This is a genomic window from Dietzia sp. CQ4 (assembly GCF_014145125.1).
Taxonomy (GTDB): Bacteria; Actinomycetota; Actinomycetes; order Mycobacteriales; family Mycobacteriaceae; genus Dietzia; species Dietzia natronolimnaea.
The window spans coordinates 1-16,452 of record NZ_JAALDZ010000071.1 but is presented as its reverse complement, the minus strand read 5'-3'; the positions used below and the strand labels follow the sequence as shown (position 1 = coordinate 16,452).

At 71.5% G+C, this 16,452-nt stretch carries 13 protein-coding genes; 8 read left to right on the top strand and 5 right to left on the bottom strand.

Annotated elements, in window-relative coordinates; genetic code table 11:
* The 5 genes from G6031_RS04870 to nirD form a co-directional block, all read left to right on the top strand.
* A partial coding sequence (locus G6031_RS04870; RefSeq protein WP_182652621.1) for a helicase-associated domain-containing protein occupies nucleotides 1-1,144 on the top strand: 1,144 nt, incomplete at its 5' end.
* 90 nt (nucleotides 1,145-1,234) lie between these two features.
* On the top strand, nucleotides 1,235-2,902 hold the full coding sequence (locus tag G6031_RS04865; protein ID WP_182652620.1) for a DNA repair helicase XPB: 1,668 nt from the start codon (nucleotides 1,235-1,237) through the stop codon (nucleotides 2,900-2,902).
* 57 nt (nucleotides 2,903-2,959) lie between these two features.
* Nucleotides 2,960-3,646 carry a DUF3239 domain-containing protein gene (locus tag G6031_RS04860; RefSeq protein WP_179524653.1) on the top strand — a complete coding sequence of 229 codons (687 nt, stop codon included), beginning with the start codon at nucleotides 2,960-2,962 and terminating at the stop codon, nucleotides 3,644-3,646.
* Nucleotides 3,647-3,791: 145 nt separating this feature from the next.
* Nucleotides 3,792-6,317 (top strand): nitrite reductase large subunit NirB, encoded by a 2,526-nt coding sequence (gene nirB / locus G6031_RS04855; RefSeq protein ID WP_182652619.1) that lies wholly within the window; start codon nucleotides 3,792-3,794, stop codon nucleotides 6,315-6,317.
* 30 nt (nucleotides 6,318-6,347) lie between these two features.
* Entirely contained in the window at nucleotides 6,348-6,728 is a 381-nt protein-coding gene (gene nirD, locus G6031_RS04850; RefSeq protein ID WP_182652618.1) for a nitrite reductase small subunit NirD, read from the top strand.
* Between the two features lie 182 nt (nucleotides 6,729-6,910).
* Here nirD and G6031_RS04845 read toward each other — a convergent pair whose 3' ends face one another.
* From G6031_RS04845 to G6031_RS04830, 4 genes are all read right to left on the bottom strand, one after another.
* The gene (locus G6031_RS04845; protein ID WP_179524650.1) at nucleotides 6,911-8,041 is read right to left on the bottom strand and encodes a uroporphyrinogen-III synthase; all 1,131 of its coding nucleotides are present in this window, start codon (nucleotides 8,039-8,041) and stop codon (nucleotides 6,911-6,913) included.
* 76 nt (nucleotides 8,042-8,117) lie between these two features.
* Nucleotides 8,118-9,575 (bottom strand): FAD-dependent oxidoreductase, encoded by a 1,458-nt coding sequence (locus tag G6031_RS04840; protein WP_347238441.1) that lies wholly within the window; start codon nucleotides 9,573-9,575, stop codon nucleotides 8,118-8,120.
* Nucleotides 9,548-11,662 carry a molybdopterin oxidoreductase family protein gene (locus G6031_RS04835; protein ID WP_182652617.1) on the bottom strand — a complete coding sequence of 705 codons (2,115 nt, stop codon included), beginning with the start codon at nucleotides 11,660-11,662 and terminating at the stop codon, nucleotides 9,548-9,550. Before G6031_RS04835 ends, G6031_RS04840 begins: the two co-directional genes overlap by 28 nt.
* A 35-nt stretch (nucleotides 11,663-11,697) precedes the next feature.
* A complete protein-coding gene (locus G6031_RS04830; protein WP_179524648.1) occupies nucleotides 11,698-13,110 on the bottom strand; it encodes a nitrate/nitrite transporter in 1,413 nt (470 codons plus the stop codon).
* 171 nt (nucleotides 13,111-13,281) lie between these two features.
* On the opposite strand from G6031_RS04830, the gene G6031_RS04825 reads away from it, so the two are divergent.
* Nucleotides 13,282-13,848: a hypothetical protein gene (locus G6031_RS04825; RefSeq protein WP_182652616.1), complete on the top strand. Its 567-nt coding sequence runs from the start codon at nucleotides 13,282-13,284 to the stop codon at nucleotides 13,846-13,848.
* 43 nt (nucleotides 13,849-13,891) lie between these two features.
* Complete coding sequence (locus G6031_RS04820; RefSeq protein WP_179524646.1) at nucleotides 13,892-15,043, top strand: aminotransferase class I/II-fold pyridoxal phosphate-dependent enzyme; 1,152 nt, start codon at nucleotides 13,892-13,894, stop codon at nucleotides 15,041-15,043.
* A 41-nt stretch (nucleotides 15,044-15,084) separates the two neighbouring features.
* Here G6031_RS04820 and G6031_RS04815 read toward each other — a convergent pair whose 3' ends face one another.
* On the bottom strand, nucleotides 15,085-15,561 hold the full coding sequence (locus G6031_RS04815; RefSeq protein WP_347238440.1) for a MaoC/PaaZ C-terminal domain-containing protein: 477 nt from the start codon (nucleotides 15,559-15,561) through the stop codon (nucleotides 15,085-15,087).
* Nucleotides 15,562-15,753: 192 nt separating this feature from the next.
* On the opposite strand from G6031_RS04815, the gene G6031_RS04810 reads away from it, so the two are divergent.
* A complete protein-coding gene (locus G6031_RS04810; protein WP_182652615.1) occupies nucleotides 15,754-16,392 on the top strand; it encodes a biliverdin-producing heme oxygenase in 639 nt (212 codons plus the stop codon).
* The last annotated feature ends 60 nt before the right edge of the window (nucleotides 16,393-16,452 follow it).

Here is a 16,452-nt window from a genome sequence, read left to right as displayed (position 1 = left end):
GCGGGACCGGGTCCTGCGCGCCCTGTGCCGGCTCGACCCCGGGGCCGAGCCCGGTGACGACCTGCTGCCGGAGGTCGTCCGGTGGTTCTCGCCGGTGTGGTTCGCGCGGGCCGGGTCACGGACCTGCACACAGACCGTCGGCGAGGCCCGTCGGCTGGGCCTCGTGGTGGGGACCACCGCCACCAGCGCGGCCAGGATCCTGGTCTCCGTCCCCCCCGCCGCCGGTCCCCCCTCGGCCGACGAGCTCGAGCCGGTCCTGACGGCGGCGCTCCCCGAACCCGTCTCCGAGGTGATCGTCCAGGCCGACCTCACCATCCTCGCCCCCGGGCCGCTCGTCCCGGAGCTCGCGGCGGACTTCGCGTTGCTCGCCGACGTCGAGTCCGCGGGGGCCGCCACCACCTACCGCGTGACCGAGACCTCCCTGCGCCGGGCGCTGGACTCGGGACGTACCGCCGCCGGGATCAGGGATCTGCTCGCCCGGACCTCGATCACCCCGGTCCCACAGTCCCTGGACTACCTCATCGAGGACGTCGCACGGAGGCACGGCCGACTGCGGGCGGGGGCCGCACTGTCGTTCCTCCGCTGTGACGACCCGTCGCTGGTGGCCCAGGTCCTGGGCTCCCCGGTGGCGGAGAGTTGCGCCCTGCGGTCCGTCGCCCCGACCGTCCTCATCTCCCAGGCCCGTCCGTTGGATCTCGTCGAGGCCCTCCGGGAGCACGGGTACGCGCCCGTCGTCGAGGACACCTCCGGCGCCGTCGTCGCACTCACCCGCCCGGTGGCCCGGGTCCGGGCCACCTCCCCCGGCCGCACCCCCCGGGTCCCGACGCGTACCGCCACCACCGGCGAGCTCCGTGCGGCGATCACGGCGATGCGCTCGGCCGACCGCGTGCGGTCGGCGCGCGGTTCCTCGGGTGACGGGTACACGGGTGAGGCCGCCATCGCCCGCCTGCACGAGGCCGCGGGGTCGGGCACTGCGGTCACGGTCTCCGTGGTCGACGCGCAGGGCCGCTCGACGTCGCGACTCGTCATCCCCGTCTCCGTCGCGGGGGGCCGGATCGAAGGGGTGGAACCCGATTCCGCCGAGGCCGTGACCCTGCCGTTGCACCGCGTGATCTCGGTGGCCGATGTGGACCCCACCCGCTGACCCCACCCGCCGGCCCGACCCTCCGTCGCGATTTCCGGGACACTGGAGGGTCGGACCCACGCGGGCCCGCGAGAACCGAGGAGAACCGAAGTGAGTGGTGGACCGCTGATCGTCCAGTCGGACAAGACCGTGCTGCTGGAGATCGACCACGACCAGGCAGGCGACGCCCGGCAGGCCCTGGCCCCGTTCGCCGAACTCGAGCGCGCCCCCGAACACGTCCACACCTACCGGATCACGCCGCTCGCCCTGTGGAACGCGCGGGCCGCCGGTCACGACGCCGAGCAGGTCGTCGACGTGCTCGTCACCTACTCGCGCTTCCCCGTCCCACAGCCGCTCCTGGTCGACATCGCGGACACCATGGCCCGCTACGGCCGGCTGCAACTGGTCAAGAGCCCGGTCCACGGTCTCACCCTCATCTCTCTCGACGCCGCAGTGCTCGCCGAGGTCAGGCGACACAAGAAGATCGCCCCGATGCTCGGGGCGGAGATCGACGCCGACACCGTGATCGTCCACGCGTCCGAGCGCGGTCGGCTCAAGCAGGAGTTGCTGAAGGTGGGGTGGCCGGCCGAGGACCTGGCCGGGTACGTCGACGGCGAGGCCCACGAGATCTCCCTGTCCACCGAGTCCGAGCCCTGGGAGCTCCGCGACTACCAACAGATGGCCGCGGACTCCTTCTGGGCGGGCGGCTCAGGCGTCGTCGTCCTGCCCTGCGGGGCCGGCAAGACCATGGTCGGCGCGGCGGCGATGGCCCGCGCCAAGGCCACCACGCTCATCCTCGTGACCAACACCGTCGCCGGTCGGCAGTGGAAGCGCGAACTGCTCGCCCGGACCACGCTCACGGAGGACGAGATCGGCGAGTACTCGGGCGAACGCAAGGAGATCCGCCCGGTCACCATCGCCACGTATCAGGTCGTCACCCGCAAGACCAAGGGCGTGCACCGGGCGCTGGAGCTCTTCGACTCCCGGGACTGGGGACTGATGATCTACGACGAGGTGCACCTGCTCCCGGCACCGGTCTTCCGGATGACCGCGGACCTGCAGTCGCGTCGCCGTCTCGGGCTCACCGCCACGCTGGTCCGTGAGAACGGCCGGGAGGGTGACGTGTTCTCCCTCATCGGCCCCAAGCGCTACGACGCCCCCTGGAAGGACATCGAGGCGCAGGGGTGGATCGCCCCGGCCGACTGCGTGGAGGTCCGCGTGACGCTGACCGAGAACGAGCGGATGATGTACGCCACCGCCGAGGCCGAGGACAAGTACAAGTTGTGCTCGACCGCCCGCACCAAGATCGCGGTGGTGAAGAAGATCCTGGCCAGGCACTCCGGTGCCCCGACGCTGGTGATCGGCGCCTATCTGGACCAGCTGGAGGAACTGGGGGTCGAGCTGGACGCCCCGGTGATCCAGGGTTCCACCTCCAACAAGGAGCGGGAGAAGCTCTTCAACGCCTTCCGCGCCGGGGAGATCTCCACCCTGGTGGTGTCCAAGGTGGCCAACTTCTCGATCGACCTACCGGAGGCGAGCGTCGCCGTGCAGGTCTCCGGGACCTTCGGCTCCCGGCAGGAGGAGGCCCAGCGGCTCGGGCGACTCCTGCGCCCCAAGAAGGACGGCGGACAGGCGCACTTCTACTCCGTGGTCTCCCGGGACACCCTCGACGCGGAGTACGCCGCCCACCGCCAGCGGTTCCTCGCCGAGCAGGGCTACGCCTACCGGATCACCGACGCCGACGACCTGCTCGGCCCGGAGCTGCCCGGGATCGGCTGAGCACACGGCCCGCCCTGGGCGTCCCACCCTCGCCGGGGCGCCTGGGATACTGGGTCCATGGCCTCCGATCGCACCTCCCGCGCCCCTCACGAGCAGTACCGCCTCGCCGACTTCCCCGTGGACGACGCCTGGGTCCGGAAGAACAACGAGAGCCTGGCCGAGGTGCGTCGCCTGCAGTGGTCCGCCGGGATCCTCGGGGTCGTCGTCCTCGCCGCCGGGACCGGGATGCTGCTCTACTCGGGCCTCGAACCGTGGGGCTGGATCATCGCCGCGCTGGCCGGCGTCTTCGCGATCGGGTGCCTGGCCATGATCGGGTACATCCCCCGGAAGATGGGATCCATGGCGCACACCTACGCCACCTCGGAACTCGTCCCGGCGATCGTCGCCGAGGTGCGACCGCGTGGGCTCACCCTGCTGGCCCTGGTCGACCGCGCCGTCGACCGGTCCGCGGGCTCGCTCCCCGCTCTGGCCGTCCGCAGCTGTGAGAAGATCCCGGGCCACGACGTCCGCGTGGGCACGCGGGTCCCCTGCGTCGCCGTGGTGGGCAACCGCAGCGCCCGCGGAGGCGACAACCTCTACCAGTTCATCTCCCCCATGCCCGTCGCCTGGGCCACCCCGGACGCCGCCGTGCTGCGGAGGCTGACCAAGGAGATCCCGGCCGGCGAGTGGGAGACCCTGCGCCAGAACCTCGACCGGGTCGGAGAGGTGTCGGCGTCTCCGGCCAACCTCGTGCCACTCGACTGAGAGCCCTCCCACCGCTCGACACCGTGGGCCTCACCCGACGCTCCTCCACCTGTGAGCAAGTCGTCACGGCACCGTGATCCGCCGCCACTGCGCGGAAACACGCGCTTTCTAGCCTGGTCGGCACAGGCTAGAAGGAGGTCTCCACATGACCGAGCACATCGTCGTCGTCGGACACGGAATGGTCGCCCACCGGTTCGTCTCCACCCTCGCGTCCCGGTGGGCCACCGCCGATCTCACCGTCACGGTGATCGGCGAGGAGACGGACCCGGCGTACGACCGCGTCGGCCTCTCCTCCTACGTCGGGGCGTGGGACCGCGAGTCGCTCCACCTCGAGGACGCCCGGCACGGCGCCGATCCGCGGGTGACCGTGCGATCGGGTCACCTGGTCACCGCGATCGACCGCGAGGCCGGGGAGGTCGAACTCTCGTCGGGCGAGCGGATCGCCTACGACACGCTGGTCCTGGCGACCGGCTCGCGGGCGTTCGTCCCACCGGTGCCCGGCCATGACCTCCCGGGATGTCACGTCTACCGCACCCTCGACGATCTCGACGGGATCCGCGCGGCCGCCGAACGCGCCGGGGCGGGCTCCCACGGCGTCGTGATCGGCGGCGGGTTGCTCGGCCTCGAGGCGGCCAACGCCGTGAGCCTGCTCGGGCTCACGCCGCACGTGGTCGAACGCAACGACCGGCTCATGCCCCTGCAGGTCGACGCCGGCGGCGGCCATGTCCTGGCGTCGCTGATCCGTGAACTGGGGATCGAGATCCACCTCTCGGTGACCGGCACGGAGATCGCCGAGACGCCCGACGGGCTGACCGTCCGACTCACCGACGACGAGGGGGTCACCACGGTCGTCGACGCCGCCTTCGTGGTGTTCTCGGCGGGCGTCCGCCCGAGGGACGAACTCGCGCGGCTCTCCGGTCTGGACACCGCCGAGCGGGGCGGCATCCTCACCGACCTCGCCTGCCGGACCTCGGACCCGAACATCTACGCGATCGGCGAGTGCGCTGCCATCGACGGCACCTGCTACGGGCTCGTCGGTCCCGGGTACACCTCCGCCGAGGTGGCCGCGGCCACGATCCTCAGCGGCGAGGGGGAGTTCACCGGGGCCGACCTGTCCACCAAACTCAAGCTCCTCGGGGTGGACATGGCGAGTTTCGGCGACGCGCACGGCGTCACACCCGGTTGCCTCGAGGTGGTGGTCAACGATCCCGTCGCGGGGACCTACTCCAAGCTGGTCATGAGCGACGACGCCCAGACCCTCCTGGGTGGGGTGTTCGTCGGCGATTCCGGGCCGTACTCGCTGCTCAAGCCACTCGTCGGCCGCACGCTGCCGTCCGCCGACCCGATCTCGCTCATCTCCCGCTCCACCGGGAGCGATCCCGGGGTCGGGGTGGAGGCGCTCCCCGACGAGGCGCAGATCTGCTCGTGCAACGCCGTCACCAAGGGCGACGTCCGCGAGGCCATCTGCGGCGGCGCCTGCGACGTGGCGGACCTCAAGTCGTGCACCCGGGCCGGCACCTCGTGCGGCTCGTGTATCCCCCTGCTCAAGCAGGTCCTCGAAGCGGAAGGGGTCGAGCAGTCGACGGCGCTGTGTGAGCACTTCGAGCAGTCCCGGTCGGAGCTCTTCGAGATCGTCACGGTCACCGGGATCCGGACCTTCTCCGGTCTGATCGAGCGCTTCGGCCACGGGTCCGGCTGCGACATCTGCAAGCCCACCGTCGCGTCCATCCTGGCCTCCACCAGTTCCGACCACGTCCTCGACGGGGAACAGGCCGCACTGCAGGACACCAACGACCACTTCCTCGCCAACATCCAGAAGAACGGCACCTATTCGGTCGTGCCCCGGATGCCGGGCGGCGAGGTGTCCGCGGAGCAACTCATCGTGATCGGTGAGATCGCGCGTGATCACGACCTGTACGTCAAGGTGACCGGCGGTCAGCGCATCGACATGTTCGGTGCGCGCGTCGAGGAACTGCCGGTGATCTGGAAGCGGCTCGTGGACGCCGGCATGGAGTCGGGGCACGCCTACGGTAAGTCGCTGCGCACGGTCAAGAGCTGTGTGGGCACCTCGTGGTGCCGCTACGGACAGCAGGACTCGGTCGGGATGGCGGTGCTGATGGAGAACCGCTACCGCGGACTGCGCGCGCCCCACAAGATCAAGATGGCGGTCTCGGGGTGTGCGCGCGAATGCGCGGAGGCCCGCGGCAAGGACGTCGGCGTGATCGCCACCGAGACCGGCTGGAACCTGTACGTCGGCGGCAACGGGGGCGCGACGCCCAGGCACGCGCAACTGCTCGTCGGTGACCTGACCGACGAGGAGCTGATCCGCTACATCGACCGCACGGTGATGTTCTACGTCCGGACCGCCGAGCGGCTCCAGCGGATGGCGCCCTGGCTCGAATCGCTGGACGGCGGCATCGACCACCTGCGCGAGGTGGTGTGCGACGACTCCCTCGACCTGGCCGCCGAGCTCGAGGGTCGGATGGAGGCCCACGTCGCGGGCTACGTGGACGAGTGGTCCGCGGTTCTGGACGACCCCGACAAGCTCGCCCGGTTCGTGTCCTTCGTCAACGCGCCCGAGTCCCCGGACCCCACCGTCGAGTTCGAGGAGAAGGACGGCCGCAAGGTCCCGGTCCTCCTCGGCTCCCCCGCGATGCCCGCACGAGTCTGACCCAACCCGAACCCCCGAAAGGACACCGTCATGACCGCACTCCTGTCCCCCACCGAGATCGAGGTCTGCCCCCTCGAGCGGCTCATCCCGGGGCGGGGCGTCGCCGCCCTGCTGCCCGACGGCCGACAGATCGCCGTCTACCTCCTGGACGACGGCAGTGTCCACGCCCTGTGCAACATCGACCCGATCGCCCGGGCCGCCGTGATGAGCCGTGGTCTCGTCGGCGACCGCGGGGGGGTCCCCGTGGCCATCTCCCCCATCGGCAAGCAGGCCTACGCCTTGGAGGACGGGCGCGGGGTCGACGACGAGTCGTACGGACTGTCCGTGTTCCCGGCCAGGGTCGTCGACGGCACCGTCCTGGTCTCCACCGAGGCCGCGATCCGGCACCAGAGGAGCCGGCTCGCCGCGTAGCCGGGCGCACCGGATCGCCGCACGGAGGCGGCACCGCCGGAACCCACGAGAGACGTCAGGCGCCACCGCGTGGATCCACGTGGTGGCGCCTGACCGCGTGCCGCGACCTGCGAGCAGCGCGGGGGCCCAGAGCAGCGCCGGAGCCGGGGCCCGGGTCAGCGCCGGGGCCCGGGGGCAGTGGGCTAGACCGTGAGCCGGTACCCGCGTTTGACCACTGTGGTCACGAGTCCGGGGTCCCCGAGTGCCCTGCGGAGGCGGCCCATCGCCGTCTCCACGGCGTGCGGGTCGGCGCCGTCGCCGGGCAGCACGGCGAGGAGTTCCTCCCGGCTCACGCACTTGCCCGGCCGGTCCGCCATCGCACGCAGCAGTGCCAGCGGCGCCGGCGAGAGCTCGATGGGCCGACCGTCCATCAGGACCGCGGCCGCACACACGGTGAGTTCGTGGCCGGCCACCGTGACGGGCCGGGACCGCGCCACCAGCTCGTCGGTGACGTGCCGCATGAGCGCACCGAGGCGCATCCGGTCCGGCATCGACACGGGTACACCGAGGTCGACCAGCGGTTCGGCGGTCACCGGTCCCACACAGAGGGCGGCGACCGGACCGGACAGGGCGTCCAGCACGTCGTCGTGGATCCCCATCAGGTCGGCCCGCTCGAGCATCGACACCACGGCCGGGGCGGCGGTGAACGTCACCCCGTCGACGCCCGCCCGGGCGACGGTCCGGACGAGGTCGTCGAACGCCTCCAGGTCCTCGGGGAGCTCCCAGCGGTAGATCGGCACCACGATCACCTCGGCCCCCGCCGCGCGGAGCCCCTCCACCAGGGGGGCCATGGGATTCCAGTCCGAGCTCGCACCCTGGAGCTGCACGGCCACGGTGAGGCCGTCGACCCCGCGCTCCAGCAGCATCTCCAACAGTTCGGGGGTCGCCTCGCTCGCCGCCGACGCGTGTTCGCGCAGACCGGCGGCCCGGAGCGCCCCGGTGACCTTGGGCCCGCGCGAGTACAGCGGCACCCGTTCCATGAGGGCGTGCAGGTCCCGGGAGTAACCCCACTCCTCGCACACCTGCGTCCACCACCGGACTCCGGTCGCCGTGGTGAGGACCATGAGGTCGGCGGGAGCAGCGAGCACCTGGGCGGTGGCCGAGCGGACGAGTTCGTCCTCGGCCACGGGGATCATGCGGATCGCCGGCGCGTGGAGGACCGCCGCACCGCGGCGTTCGAGCAGAACCTTCTGTTCCGACGCCCGACGCGCAGCCGTCACCGCGACCGTGCGGCCCAGCAGTGGTAAGTCGTCGTTGGTGGTCACGATGTCCATCCTGCCGCAGTCGTGTGTCGTCCATGTTTCCCCGCCGTCGAGGCGGGGGGTGCCGGATCACCGGGAAAGGGGTCGGTCACGCGCAGTCACGCAACCAACCGCAGATGCCGTCCACGGCGGCGGTGCACCCGCCGCAGCCGGTCCCGGCGCGGGTCCGCGTCGCCATCGCCGCCGCGTCCCGGTCACCCTCGGACCAGGCGTGGACGAGGTCGGCCTTGCTCACCCCGTTGCACCGGCAGACCACGGCCGCGGCGGGCATGGTCGACGGGGTGTCGGCGGTCGCGGCGCCGGCCCGGCCGAGCACCACGGACAGCACGTCGTCGGGGACGGGCAGGGCGTGTTCGTAGAGCTGGGTGAGGAAGCCCACGGGCTCGGGATGTCCCACGAGTACGGCGCCGGTGACCCGGGCGTCCACCACGTCCACCCGCGCGTACCGCCCGCGGGAGGGTTCGCAGACCATGGTCACCTCGACCCCCGGGTCGTGGACGTCCTCGGTGAGCTCCCCGAGCGAGACGACGTCGACCCCGAACGCCTTCAGCCTGGTGACCGCGACGCCGCCGAGGTACCGCGAGCCGGGGTCCGCGCCCGTGATCCGGGCGGACACCACGCCGGCCTGATCCCAGGCGGGACCGACCAGTCCGGTCACGCACCCGCGGTGTTCGGCGCAGTCGCCGATCGCGCTGATGGCCGGGTCACAGGTCCGGAGGGTGTCGTCGACGACGATCCCCCGGCCGACCTCCAGGCCGGCGGCCTCGGCCAGCCGGGTGCGCGGGCTGGTGCCGGCCGAGAGGACGACGGTCCGACACTCGATCCCGGTGCCGTCGTCGAGCCCCAGTGCGGTGCCGTCCCATCGCGCGGCCCGCGCACCGGTCACCACCCGGACGCCGAGCTCGTCCAGCGCGCGGATGAGCACGCGCCCGCCGCCGGAGTCCAGGTGGGAGTCCATCGGCCAGGCCCGGGGGTGGACGACGACGACGTCGCGGCCCGACCGCGCCAGTGCGCAGGCCACCTCGAGACCGATGAAGCCGCCGCCCACCAGGGCGACCCGACCGGGGTGTTCCTCGAGGTGGGCGGTGAGTCCCCGGCAGTCCGAGGCGTCGCGGAGCGGGAACACCCCCGCGGCGAGCGCCCCGTCCGGTCCACGGACCCCGTCGATCCGCGGGATGGTGGCCTCGGAGCCGGTCGCCAGCACCAGGTGGTCGTAGGGGACGCGCTCGCCGTCGGCGAGCTCGACCTCCCGGGCCACCCGGTCTATCCCCTGCACCGAGGCGGACGTGCGCATCTCGATGTGGTTGCGGTCCCACCACCCGGTGGGCTTGAGCCGGGTGGCTCCCGGGTCCCCCATCCCCCCGGCCACCACGTGCGAGAGCATGATCCGGTTGTACGGCGCCTCGGGTTCGGCGCCGAGGACGGTCACCGACATCGTCTCGGGATCCGGTTCGGCGCGCCGCAGCTCCTCGGCGAGCCGGGCACCGGACATCCCCGCCCCCACCACCACCACCCGCATCACGCGGCCTCCAACCGGACCGCGCACGCCTTGAACTGCGGCATGCGGCTGTAGGGGTCGAGTTCGGGCAGGGTCACCAGGTTCGCGCGGGCGGCCCCGGAGTAGTGGAACGGCAGGAACAGGGTGTCGGTCCGCATGTCCTCGTCGCACCGCACGAGCGCTTCGACCGCCCCGCGGCGGGACACCACCCGGGCGCGTCCGCCGTCGTCGAGCCCCACGGCCCGCGCGACGACCGGGTGCACCTGGACCCACATCTCGGGGTCGGCCGAGAGCAGCTCCGGCACCCGCCGCGTCTGGGCACCGGACTGGTAGTGCGAGAGCACGCGTCCGGTGGTGCCCAGCAGCGGGTAGTCCTGGCAGGTGTCCTCCGCGGGTGGGTCCACGGCGGCCACGGCGAAGCGGGCCCGGCCGTCCTCGGTGGCGAAACGGTCGAGGAACATGCGCGGTGTCCCGGCCGGGGTGTCGGCGCCGCACGGCCAGAACAGTGCCTCTCCGGCGTCGAGGCGGTCCCAGTCCATGGCCGAGTAGTCCGCCTTGCCCCCGGCGGAGGCGCGCGCCAACTCGTCGAACACCACCCGCGGGTCGGTCGGGAACCGATCAGGCCGCCGCCCGAGTCGGCGTGCGAGCTCGTTCCAGATCCACAGTTCGTCGCGGGCGCCCTCCGGCGGGGTGACCGAGCGGCGTCGACGCAGCACCCGGCCCTCGAGGTTGGTCAGCGTGCCCTCCTCCTCGGCCCACTGCGGGACCGGGAGGACGACGTCGGCGAGTTCGGCGGTCTCGGAGAGGACGAAGTCGGCCACCACGAGGGTGTCCAGCGATCGGAGCCGGGCCGTGACCCGATCGGCGTCGGGCGCGGAGACCACGGGGTTCGAGGCGTGGAGCAGCATCGCCGTGGGCCCACCGGGCTGCCCGAGCGCGTCCAGGAGCTCGAAGGCCGAGAGCCCGGGCCCGGGGATCTCCTCGGGCCCCACGCCCCAGACCGCGGCGACGTGCGCGCGGGCGGCCGGATCGGTGATCATCCGGTAGCCGGGGAGTTGATCGGCCTTCTGCCCGTGCTCCCGGCCTCCCTGCCCGTTCCCCTGGCCGGTGAGGGTGCCGTAGCCCGTGCCGGTCCGGCCCGGCAGGCCCAGTGCCAGCGCGAGGGCGATCACGGCTCCGACGGTGTCGGTCCCCCGTGAGTGTTGTTCGGCACCGCGGGCGGTGAGGACGTAGGCACCGGTGCCCGCGTCACGAGAGCCCGCCAGCAGTTCCACCGTGCGTTCGAGTTGGTCGGCCGAGACACCGGTGACGCGTTCGGTGCGGTCGGGCATCCAGTCCGCCGCGATCGCCCACGCGTCCTCGAAACCCGACGTCCGGGTGGAGACGTACTCGGTGTCCAGGTGTCCGCCCACCACGGCGACGTGCAGGAGCCCCAGGGCCAGCGCCGAATCCGTGCCCGGCCGCAGCCTCAGATGGATCCCACCGCCGTCGACGGCCCGGTGCGCGGTCGCGCTGAGGCGCGGGTCCGCCACCACCATGCCGCCGGCCGCCGCGGCCGTGTCGAGGTGCTGGACGAACGGGGGCATGGTGTCGGCGGGGTTGGCACCGATGAGCAGCACCGCCCGGGCGTCGTCGAGGTCGGTCACGGGGAACGGCAACCCCCGGTCCAGCCCGAAACTCCGGTTCGCCCCGGCCGCCGCACTCGACATGCACCAGCGGCCGTTGTAGTCCACGAGTCTGCTCCCCAGCGCGAGGCGGGTGAACTTGCCCAGTGTGTAGGCCTTCTCGTTGGTCAGGCCACCCCCGCCGAAGACCGCCACGGCGTCGGGGCCTCCCGAGGCCTGCGCCCGCCGGATGCCGTCGGTGACCCGGGTCAACGCGGTGTCCCAGTCGGTCGGCCGCAGGTACCCGTCCACCCGGATCAGCGGCGTGGTGAGCCGATCCGGGTGGTCGAGCAACGCTGCCGACGTCCACCCCTTCCGGCACAACCCGCCCCTGTTGGTGGGGAACTGCTCCGGGGTGATCGTCGCCGGTCCGTCACCGGCGGACGGCGTCACCGACATCGCGCACTGGAGTGCGCAGTACGGGCAGTGGGTGTGTGTCGGCGGGCCGGTCGTCGTCAACGCGTGCACCATGTGTCCTCTTCGTCTCGATCGTCGGCCGAGGCCGGTCAGGCCTCGGCGCCCACGGGGACCCGGGGCTCGGTGGGTGCCGCGGCGACCGCGTCGACCCCGGCGGAGGCCCGCATGTAGACGACGCGCGTGACGATCGCCGCCACCACGTAGAACACCATGAACACGAGGAACGCCGACGTGGCCGCACCGGAGGACTGGTAGGAGGTGCGCAGGGTCATGTTGATGAGGAAGCCGCCGAAGGCCCCGACCGCGCCGGCGACCCCGATGAGCGCCCCGGCGTGGGCCCGCGACCAGGACGTCCGAGCGGCCTCGTCCAGTCCGAGTGTGTGGCTGCGCGCCTCGAAGACCGACGGGATCATCTTGTACACCGAGGCGTTGCCCACCCCGGTGAGCCCGAAGAGCGTGAGGAAGGCGGCGAAGAACAGGACGAGCGCGCCACCGGCGAGCCGGCCGTCGTTCGACGCCTGGATGTTCGAGGTCACCACGAGCGCGACGGTGGTGACCGCCATCCCGCAGAAGGTCACGAAGGTCACCCGGGCTCCCCCGAAACGGTCGGAGATCCGTCCACCGGCCATGCGGGTGAGTGAGCCCAGCAGTGGTCCGAGGAAGGTGATCTGTGCCGCGTGCAGGGCCGCCTGGGCCGGCTCCTGGCCGTTGCCGGTGAAGGTCATGGTGAGCATCTGACCGAACGCGAAGGCGAATCCGATGAAGGATCCGAAGGTGCCGATGTACAGCAGCGACAACACCCATCCGTCCTTGTCGCGGGCCATGTCCTTCATGCTCTGCACATCCACCGTCTGGTGCGCGAGGTTGTCCATCTTCAGCGCGGCGCCGATCCCCGCGACGACGAGCAGGACGATGTAGACGCCGATCACCCAGTGCGGTGACCGGTTGCCTGCCAGTGCGATCACGATGAGCCCCACGACCTGGATCGTGGCCACGCCCAGGTTGCCCCCACCCGCGTTGAGGCCGAGGGCCCAGCCCTTCTCCCGCTGGGGGAAGAAGGCGTTGATGTTGGTCATGGACGACGCGAAGTTGGCGCCGCCGAGTCCGGCGATCGCGCCCACGACGAGGTACATCCAGAGCGGTTGGCCCGGGTTCGCCATGATCCACAGCATCCCGACCGCGGGGATGAGCAGGACGAAGGCCGAGAACATGGTCCAGTTACGGCCGCCGAAGGTGGCGGTCGCGAGCGTGTACGGGATGCGCAGGAAGGCGCCGGTCAGCGTGACCACCGCGGAGACGAGGAACTTGTCGGGTGCGTCCAGTCCGTAGACGTCCTGGGGCATGAACAACACCATGACGGCGAACAGGGTCCACACGGAGAACCCGACGTGCTCGGCGAAGACCGACCAGTAGAGGTTGCGCATGGCGGTCTTCCTGCCGCCCGACTTCCACTGCGCGTCGTCCTCCGGATCCCAGTTCTCTATGACATGTGAGCGCGACATGAGGTCGACCCCCTCTCTCTCGTGACGTGGACACCCCCTCGGTGTCCTTGCGAACTGACCGTATGCACGCCCTGTTTCCCCGGCGCTACCCGGTATGACGTGATGGTCACGGTGTCCTCACGCCGGACGCAACCCGCCGTGAGGGGTCTGCCACCGTGGTGGACTGGGGTCATGTCACCCCGGTTCACACCCCGCGCCCTCGGCGCCGTCGTCACCGCCGCCGCCCTCGCCACGGGCCTCGCGCCCGCGGCATCCGCCCAGCACACCGAGGCGTGGCGGGCGTCGTTCGTCCCTGGTCACGGCGTCGAACTGGCGCCCGGGCAGACCATCACCCCGGACCAGCCCGCGTTCTGGATGATCGGCGACCGGGTCCGACTGCTCTCACCGCACGGGTCCTCTCGCCCGCTGTTCTGCACGAACGACCGCGGCCACCCGTACGGGCGGTGTTGGCAGCTCGACCCGGACGGCGGCCTTGTGGAGCTGCGGCACAACAGCGTGGTCAACGACGTCTGGCACTCACTCTTCACGCAGACCGGGTCCACGACGTCGGCGTACACCGGCCTCTATGACCTCGCGCGGCGGATGGGCTGGATGACGACCTCCGGCGGGGTCTTCGTCCCCCCGCATTCCGGCGGCAGCCTCGCCGGCACCTATTCGACCACGATGCCGCTCTCCCCCCACGGTTCGAGTCCGGTGTGGGACGTGTGGGTGCATCCCGGGTACGTGCCCGGCAGCTGAGTAGCCTGGGGGTCCTGTGAACCCGGTCGAAAGGACCCCCGCCGTGCCGTTCCCCCTCGATGTCCCCGAGTCCGTCCTGCGCAGGCGCCGGAGCCAGAAGTGGGTGGCGTACCCGGAGGACGTCCTGCCGCTGTTCGTGGCGGAGACCGACGTCCTGCTGGCCCCGGCGATCCGGGAGCGTCTCGCCGCCGCCGTGGCCGACGGCGACACCGGGTACTTCGCGGAGATCGAGCGACTCGCCGGGGTGTGCGCCCGCTACTACTCCAGGTTCGGGTTCGACGTCCCGGAGGAGTCGGTGGTCCCCGTCAACGACGTCGGCGTGGGCGTCCGGGAATCACTCGCACGGATCCTGCCGGCCGGCAGCGGGGTGGTCTACACGCCGCCGGTCTACATGCCGTTCGGACCGTGGATCCGGCGCGTGGGGATGTCGCCCGTCGCGGTGCCACTGGTCGACCACGACGGCGAGGACCCGCGGCTGGACCTGGCGGGCATCGAGCGCGCCCTGGCCGACGGGGCCCGGGCCGTGCTGCTGAGCCACCCGCACAACCCCACGGGCGTCCTCCACTCCACGGCGGAGCTGGCCGGGCTCGCCGACCTGGCCGCCCGATACGACGCCGTGGTGGTCTCCGACGAGATCTGGGCGCCCCTGACCATGCCCGGGGTCCGGTTCTCCTCGTTCCTGGCCGCCTCCGACACCGCCCGCGAGGTGGGCCTGGCCATCTCGTCGGCGTCCAAGGCGTTCAACCTCGCCGGCCTCAAGTGCGCGTTCGTGATCAACGGCAACCCGGAACGGTTCGAGGTGCGGCGCTCGGCACTGTCGGGCGCCGTGGGGCACTTCGGGGCGCTCGCCGCCGAGGCCGCGCTGACCGGGTCGCTGGACTGGCTGGAGAGCATGAACGCCGCACTGGCCGCGAACCTCGATCTGATGGACCGGCTCATGGCCGAGCATCTCCCCCGCGCCCGGTGGCGGCGGCCCGACGCCGGGTTCGTGGCGTGGCTGGACCTGCGCTCCTATCCCGGCCTCGGCGACGACCCCGCCGCGGCGTTCCTCGACGACGGCCGCGTGGCGCTGAGCAACGGCCCCGCCTTCGGCTCCCAGGGCAAGGGGTTCGCGCGCGTGAACTTCGCGTGCTCGGAGGAGCTCCTCACCGAGGCCTTCACGCGGATGGGCCGCGTCGCCGCGGAGCGTGGCTGAGCACGGGGCACCGCACACCCACCTCACCCGGCTCACCCCGACTACCCCGCCTCCTCCTCCCGGGGGCGGGTGGGCCCGTGTCCACGGCGCCACAGGAACACCGTCATCGTGGCGGTCAGCACCACGGCCGCGTCCTGGTTGCGCATCTCCAGTTCCATCGTCACCCGAGCTCTGGTCTCGTCCGGACTCACCTCCGTCACGTGTACCGAGCCGGTCACCGTGTCCCCCGGCCGGACAGGGGCCGTGAAGCGGAGACGGTCGAACCCCCGTCCGGCGATCACCGCCCACCTCGAGTAGACCGACTCGACGCAGAGCCGCTGGAGGACAGCCAGTGTGTGGATCCCGCTGGCGATCACACCGCCGTGGTGGCCGCCCGCGGCCGCCACGGGATCCGTGTGGAACCACTGCGGATCCCACTGCTGCGCGAAACCGACGATCTCCTCCTCCGTGAGGGTGAGATGGCCGAGCTCGAGACGATCACCCGGAGTCAGCTCGTCGGCGGTGACGATGGTGTCCACCCGATATCCCCTTCCATTCGACGACCGGCCTCCCGGGTAATTCCGCGACATCCGGATGCTCGCCTTTTCGGTCGGCACATTCCCGTCCGATCACCCGGCATTGTTCACGTTACTCAACATCAATACCGGTATGGCTATCCCCTTATTGTTGCCGTACTCTCTTTAGGCATACCTAACAAGCCCGGAGGACAAATGGAGACGATCATTTCCGCACCCCTGTCGAGAGCATTACACGACTCGACGATGGCCGCGCACGAACAGGCGGAGAACGCCTCGTTCATCACCCGCCTGATGAACGGCGAGGGCACGCCGGAAGGTCTGGTGGCACTCCTGCGGCAGTCACTCCCCGTCTACGAGGCCCTCGAGGACGCCTGCCGCCGGGCCCGCACCGACCCACGCCTGTCGGCCATCCTCGACCCGCGCCTCGACCGGGCCGACGCCCTGCGTGCCGACCTGGAGTCGCACCGCGCCCAGGGGCGCACCTACGACCTCCTGGTCCCCGCCACCGAGGCCTACGTGGCCGAGCTGCACGCGTGTGCCACCGACCCCGCCGCCCTGATCGGGCACCACTACGTCCGCTACCTCGGCGACCTCTCGGGCGGGCAGATCATCAGGACGATGGTGCGCCGCCACTACGGCATCGAGACCGGTCTGAGCTTCTACGACTTCGACATCGCCAAGCCCAAGGTCTACAAGGACGACTACCGGGCCGCGCTCGACGCCCTCCCGCTGAGCGAGGCCGACCGCGGAGCCGCGCTGGCCGCCGCCACCCGGGCCTTCGAGCTCAACCACCGGATCTTCCTCGATCTGGAGGCCCAGGGAGTTCGCTGACCGCCCGCCCGGGCCACCCGACGAGAAGCGGCCCCGACACCCCGGGAGGGTGTCGGGGCC

What these genes read in the sequence shown, in the direction of transcription:
- G6031_RS04810 (WP_182652615.1), top strand. Translation starts at nt 15,754, where the DNA reads ATGGAGACGATCATTTCCGCACCCCTGTCGAGAGCATTACACGACTCG.
- G6031_RS04825 (WP_182652616.1), top strand. Translation starts at nt 13,282, where the DNA reads ATGTCACCCCGGTTCACACCCCGCGCCCTCGGCGCCGTCGTCACCGCC.
- G6031_RS04860 (WP_179524653.1), top strand. Translation starts at nt 2,960, where the DNA reads ATGGCCTCCGATCGCACCTCCCGCGCCCCTCACGAGCAGTACCGCCTC.
- nirD (WP_182652618.1), top strand. Translation starts at nt 6,348, where the DNA reads ATGACCGCACTCCTGTCCCCCACCGAGATCGAGGTCTGCCCCCTCGAG.
- G6031_RS04845 (WP_179524650.1), bottom strand. Translation starts at nt 8,041, where the DNA reads ATGGACATCGTGACCACCAACGACGACTTACCACTGCTGGGCCGCACG.
- G6031_RS04835 (WP_182652617.1), bottom strand. Translation starts at nt 11,662, where the DNA reads ATGGTGCACGCGTTGACGACGACCGGCCCGCCGACACACACCCACTGC.
- G6031_RS04830 (WP_179524648.1), bottom strand. Translation starts at nt 13,110, where the DNA reads ATGTCGCGCTCACATGTCATAGAGAACTGGGATCCGGAGGACGACGCG.
- nirB (WP_182652619.1), top strand. Translation starts at nt 3,792, where the DNA reads ATGACCGAGCACATCGTCGTCGTCGGACACGGAATGGTCGCCCACCGG.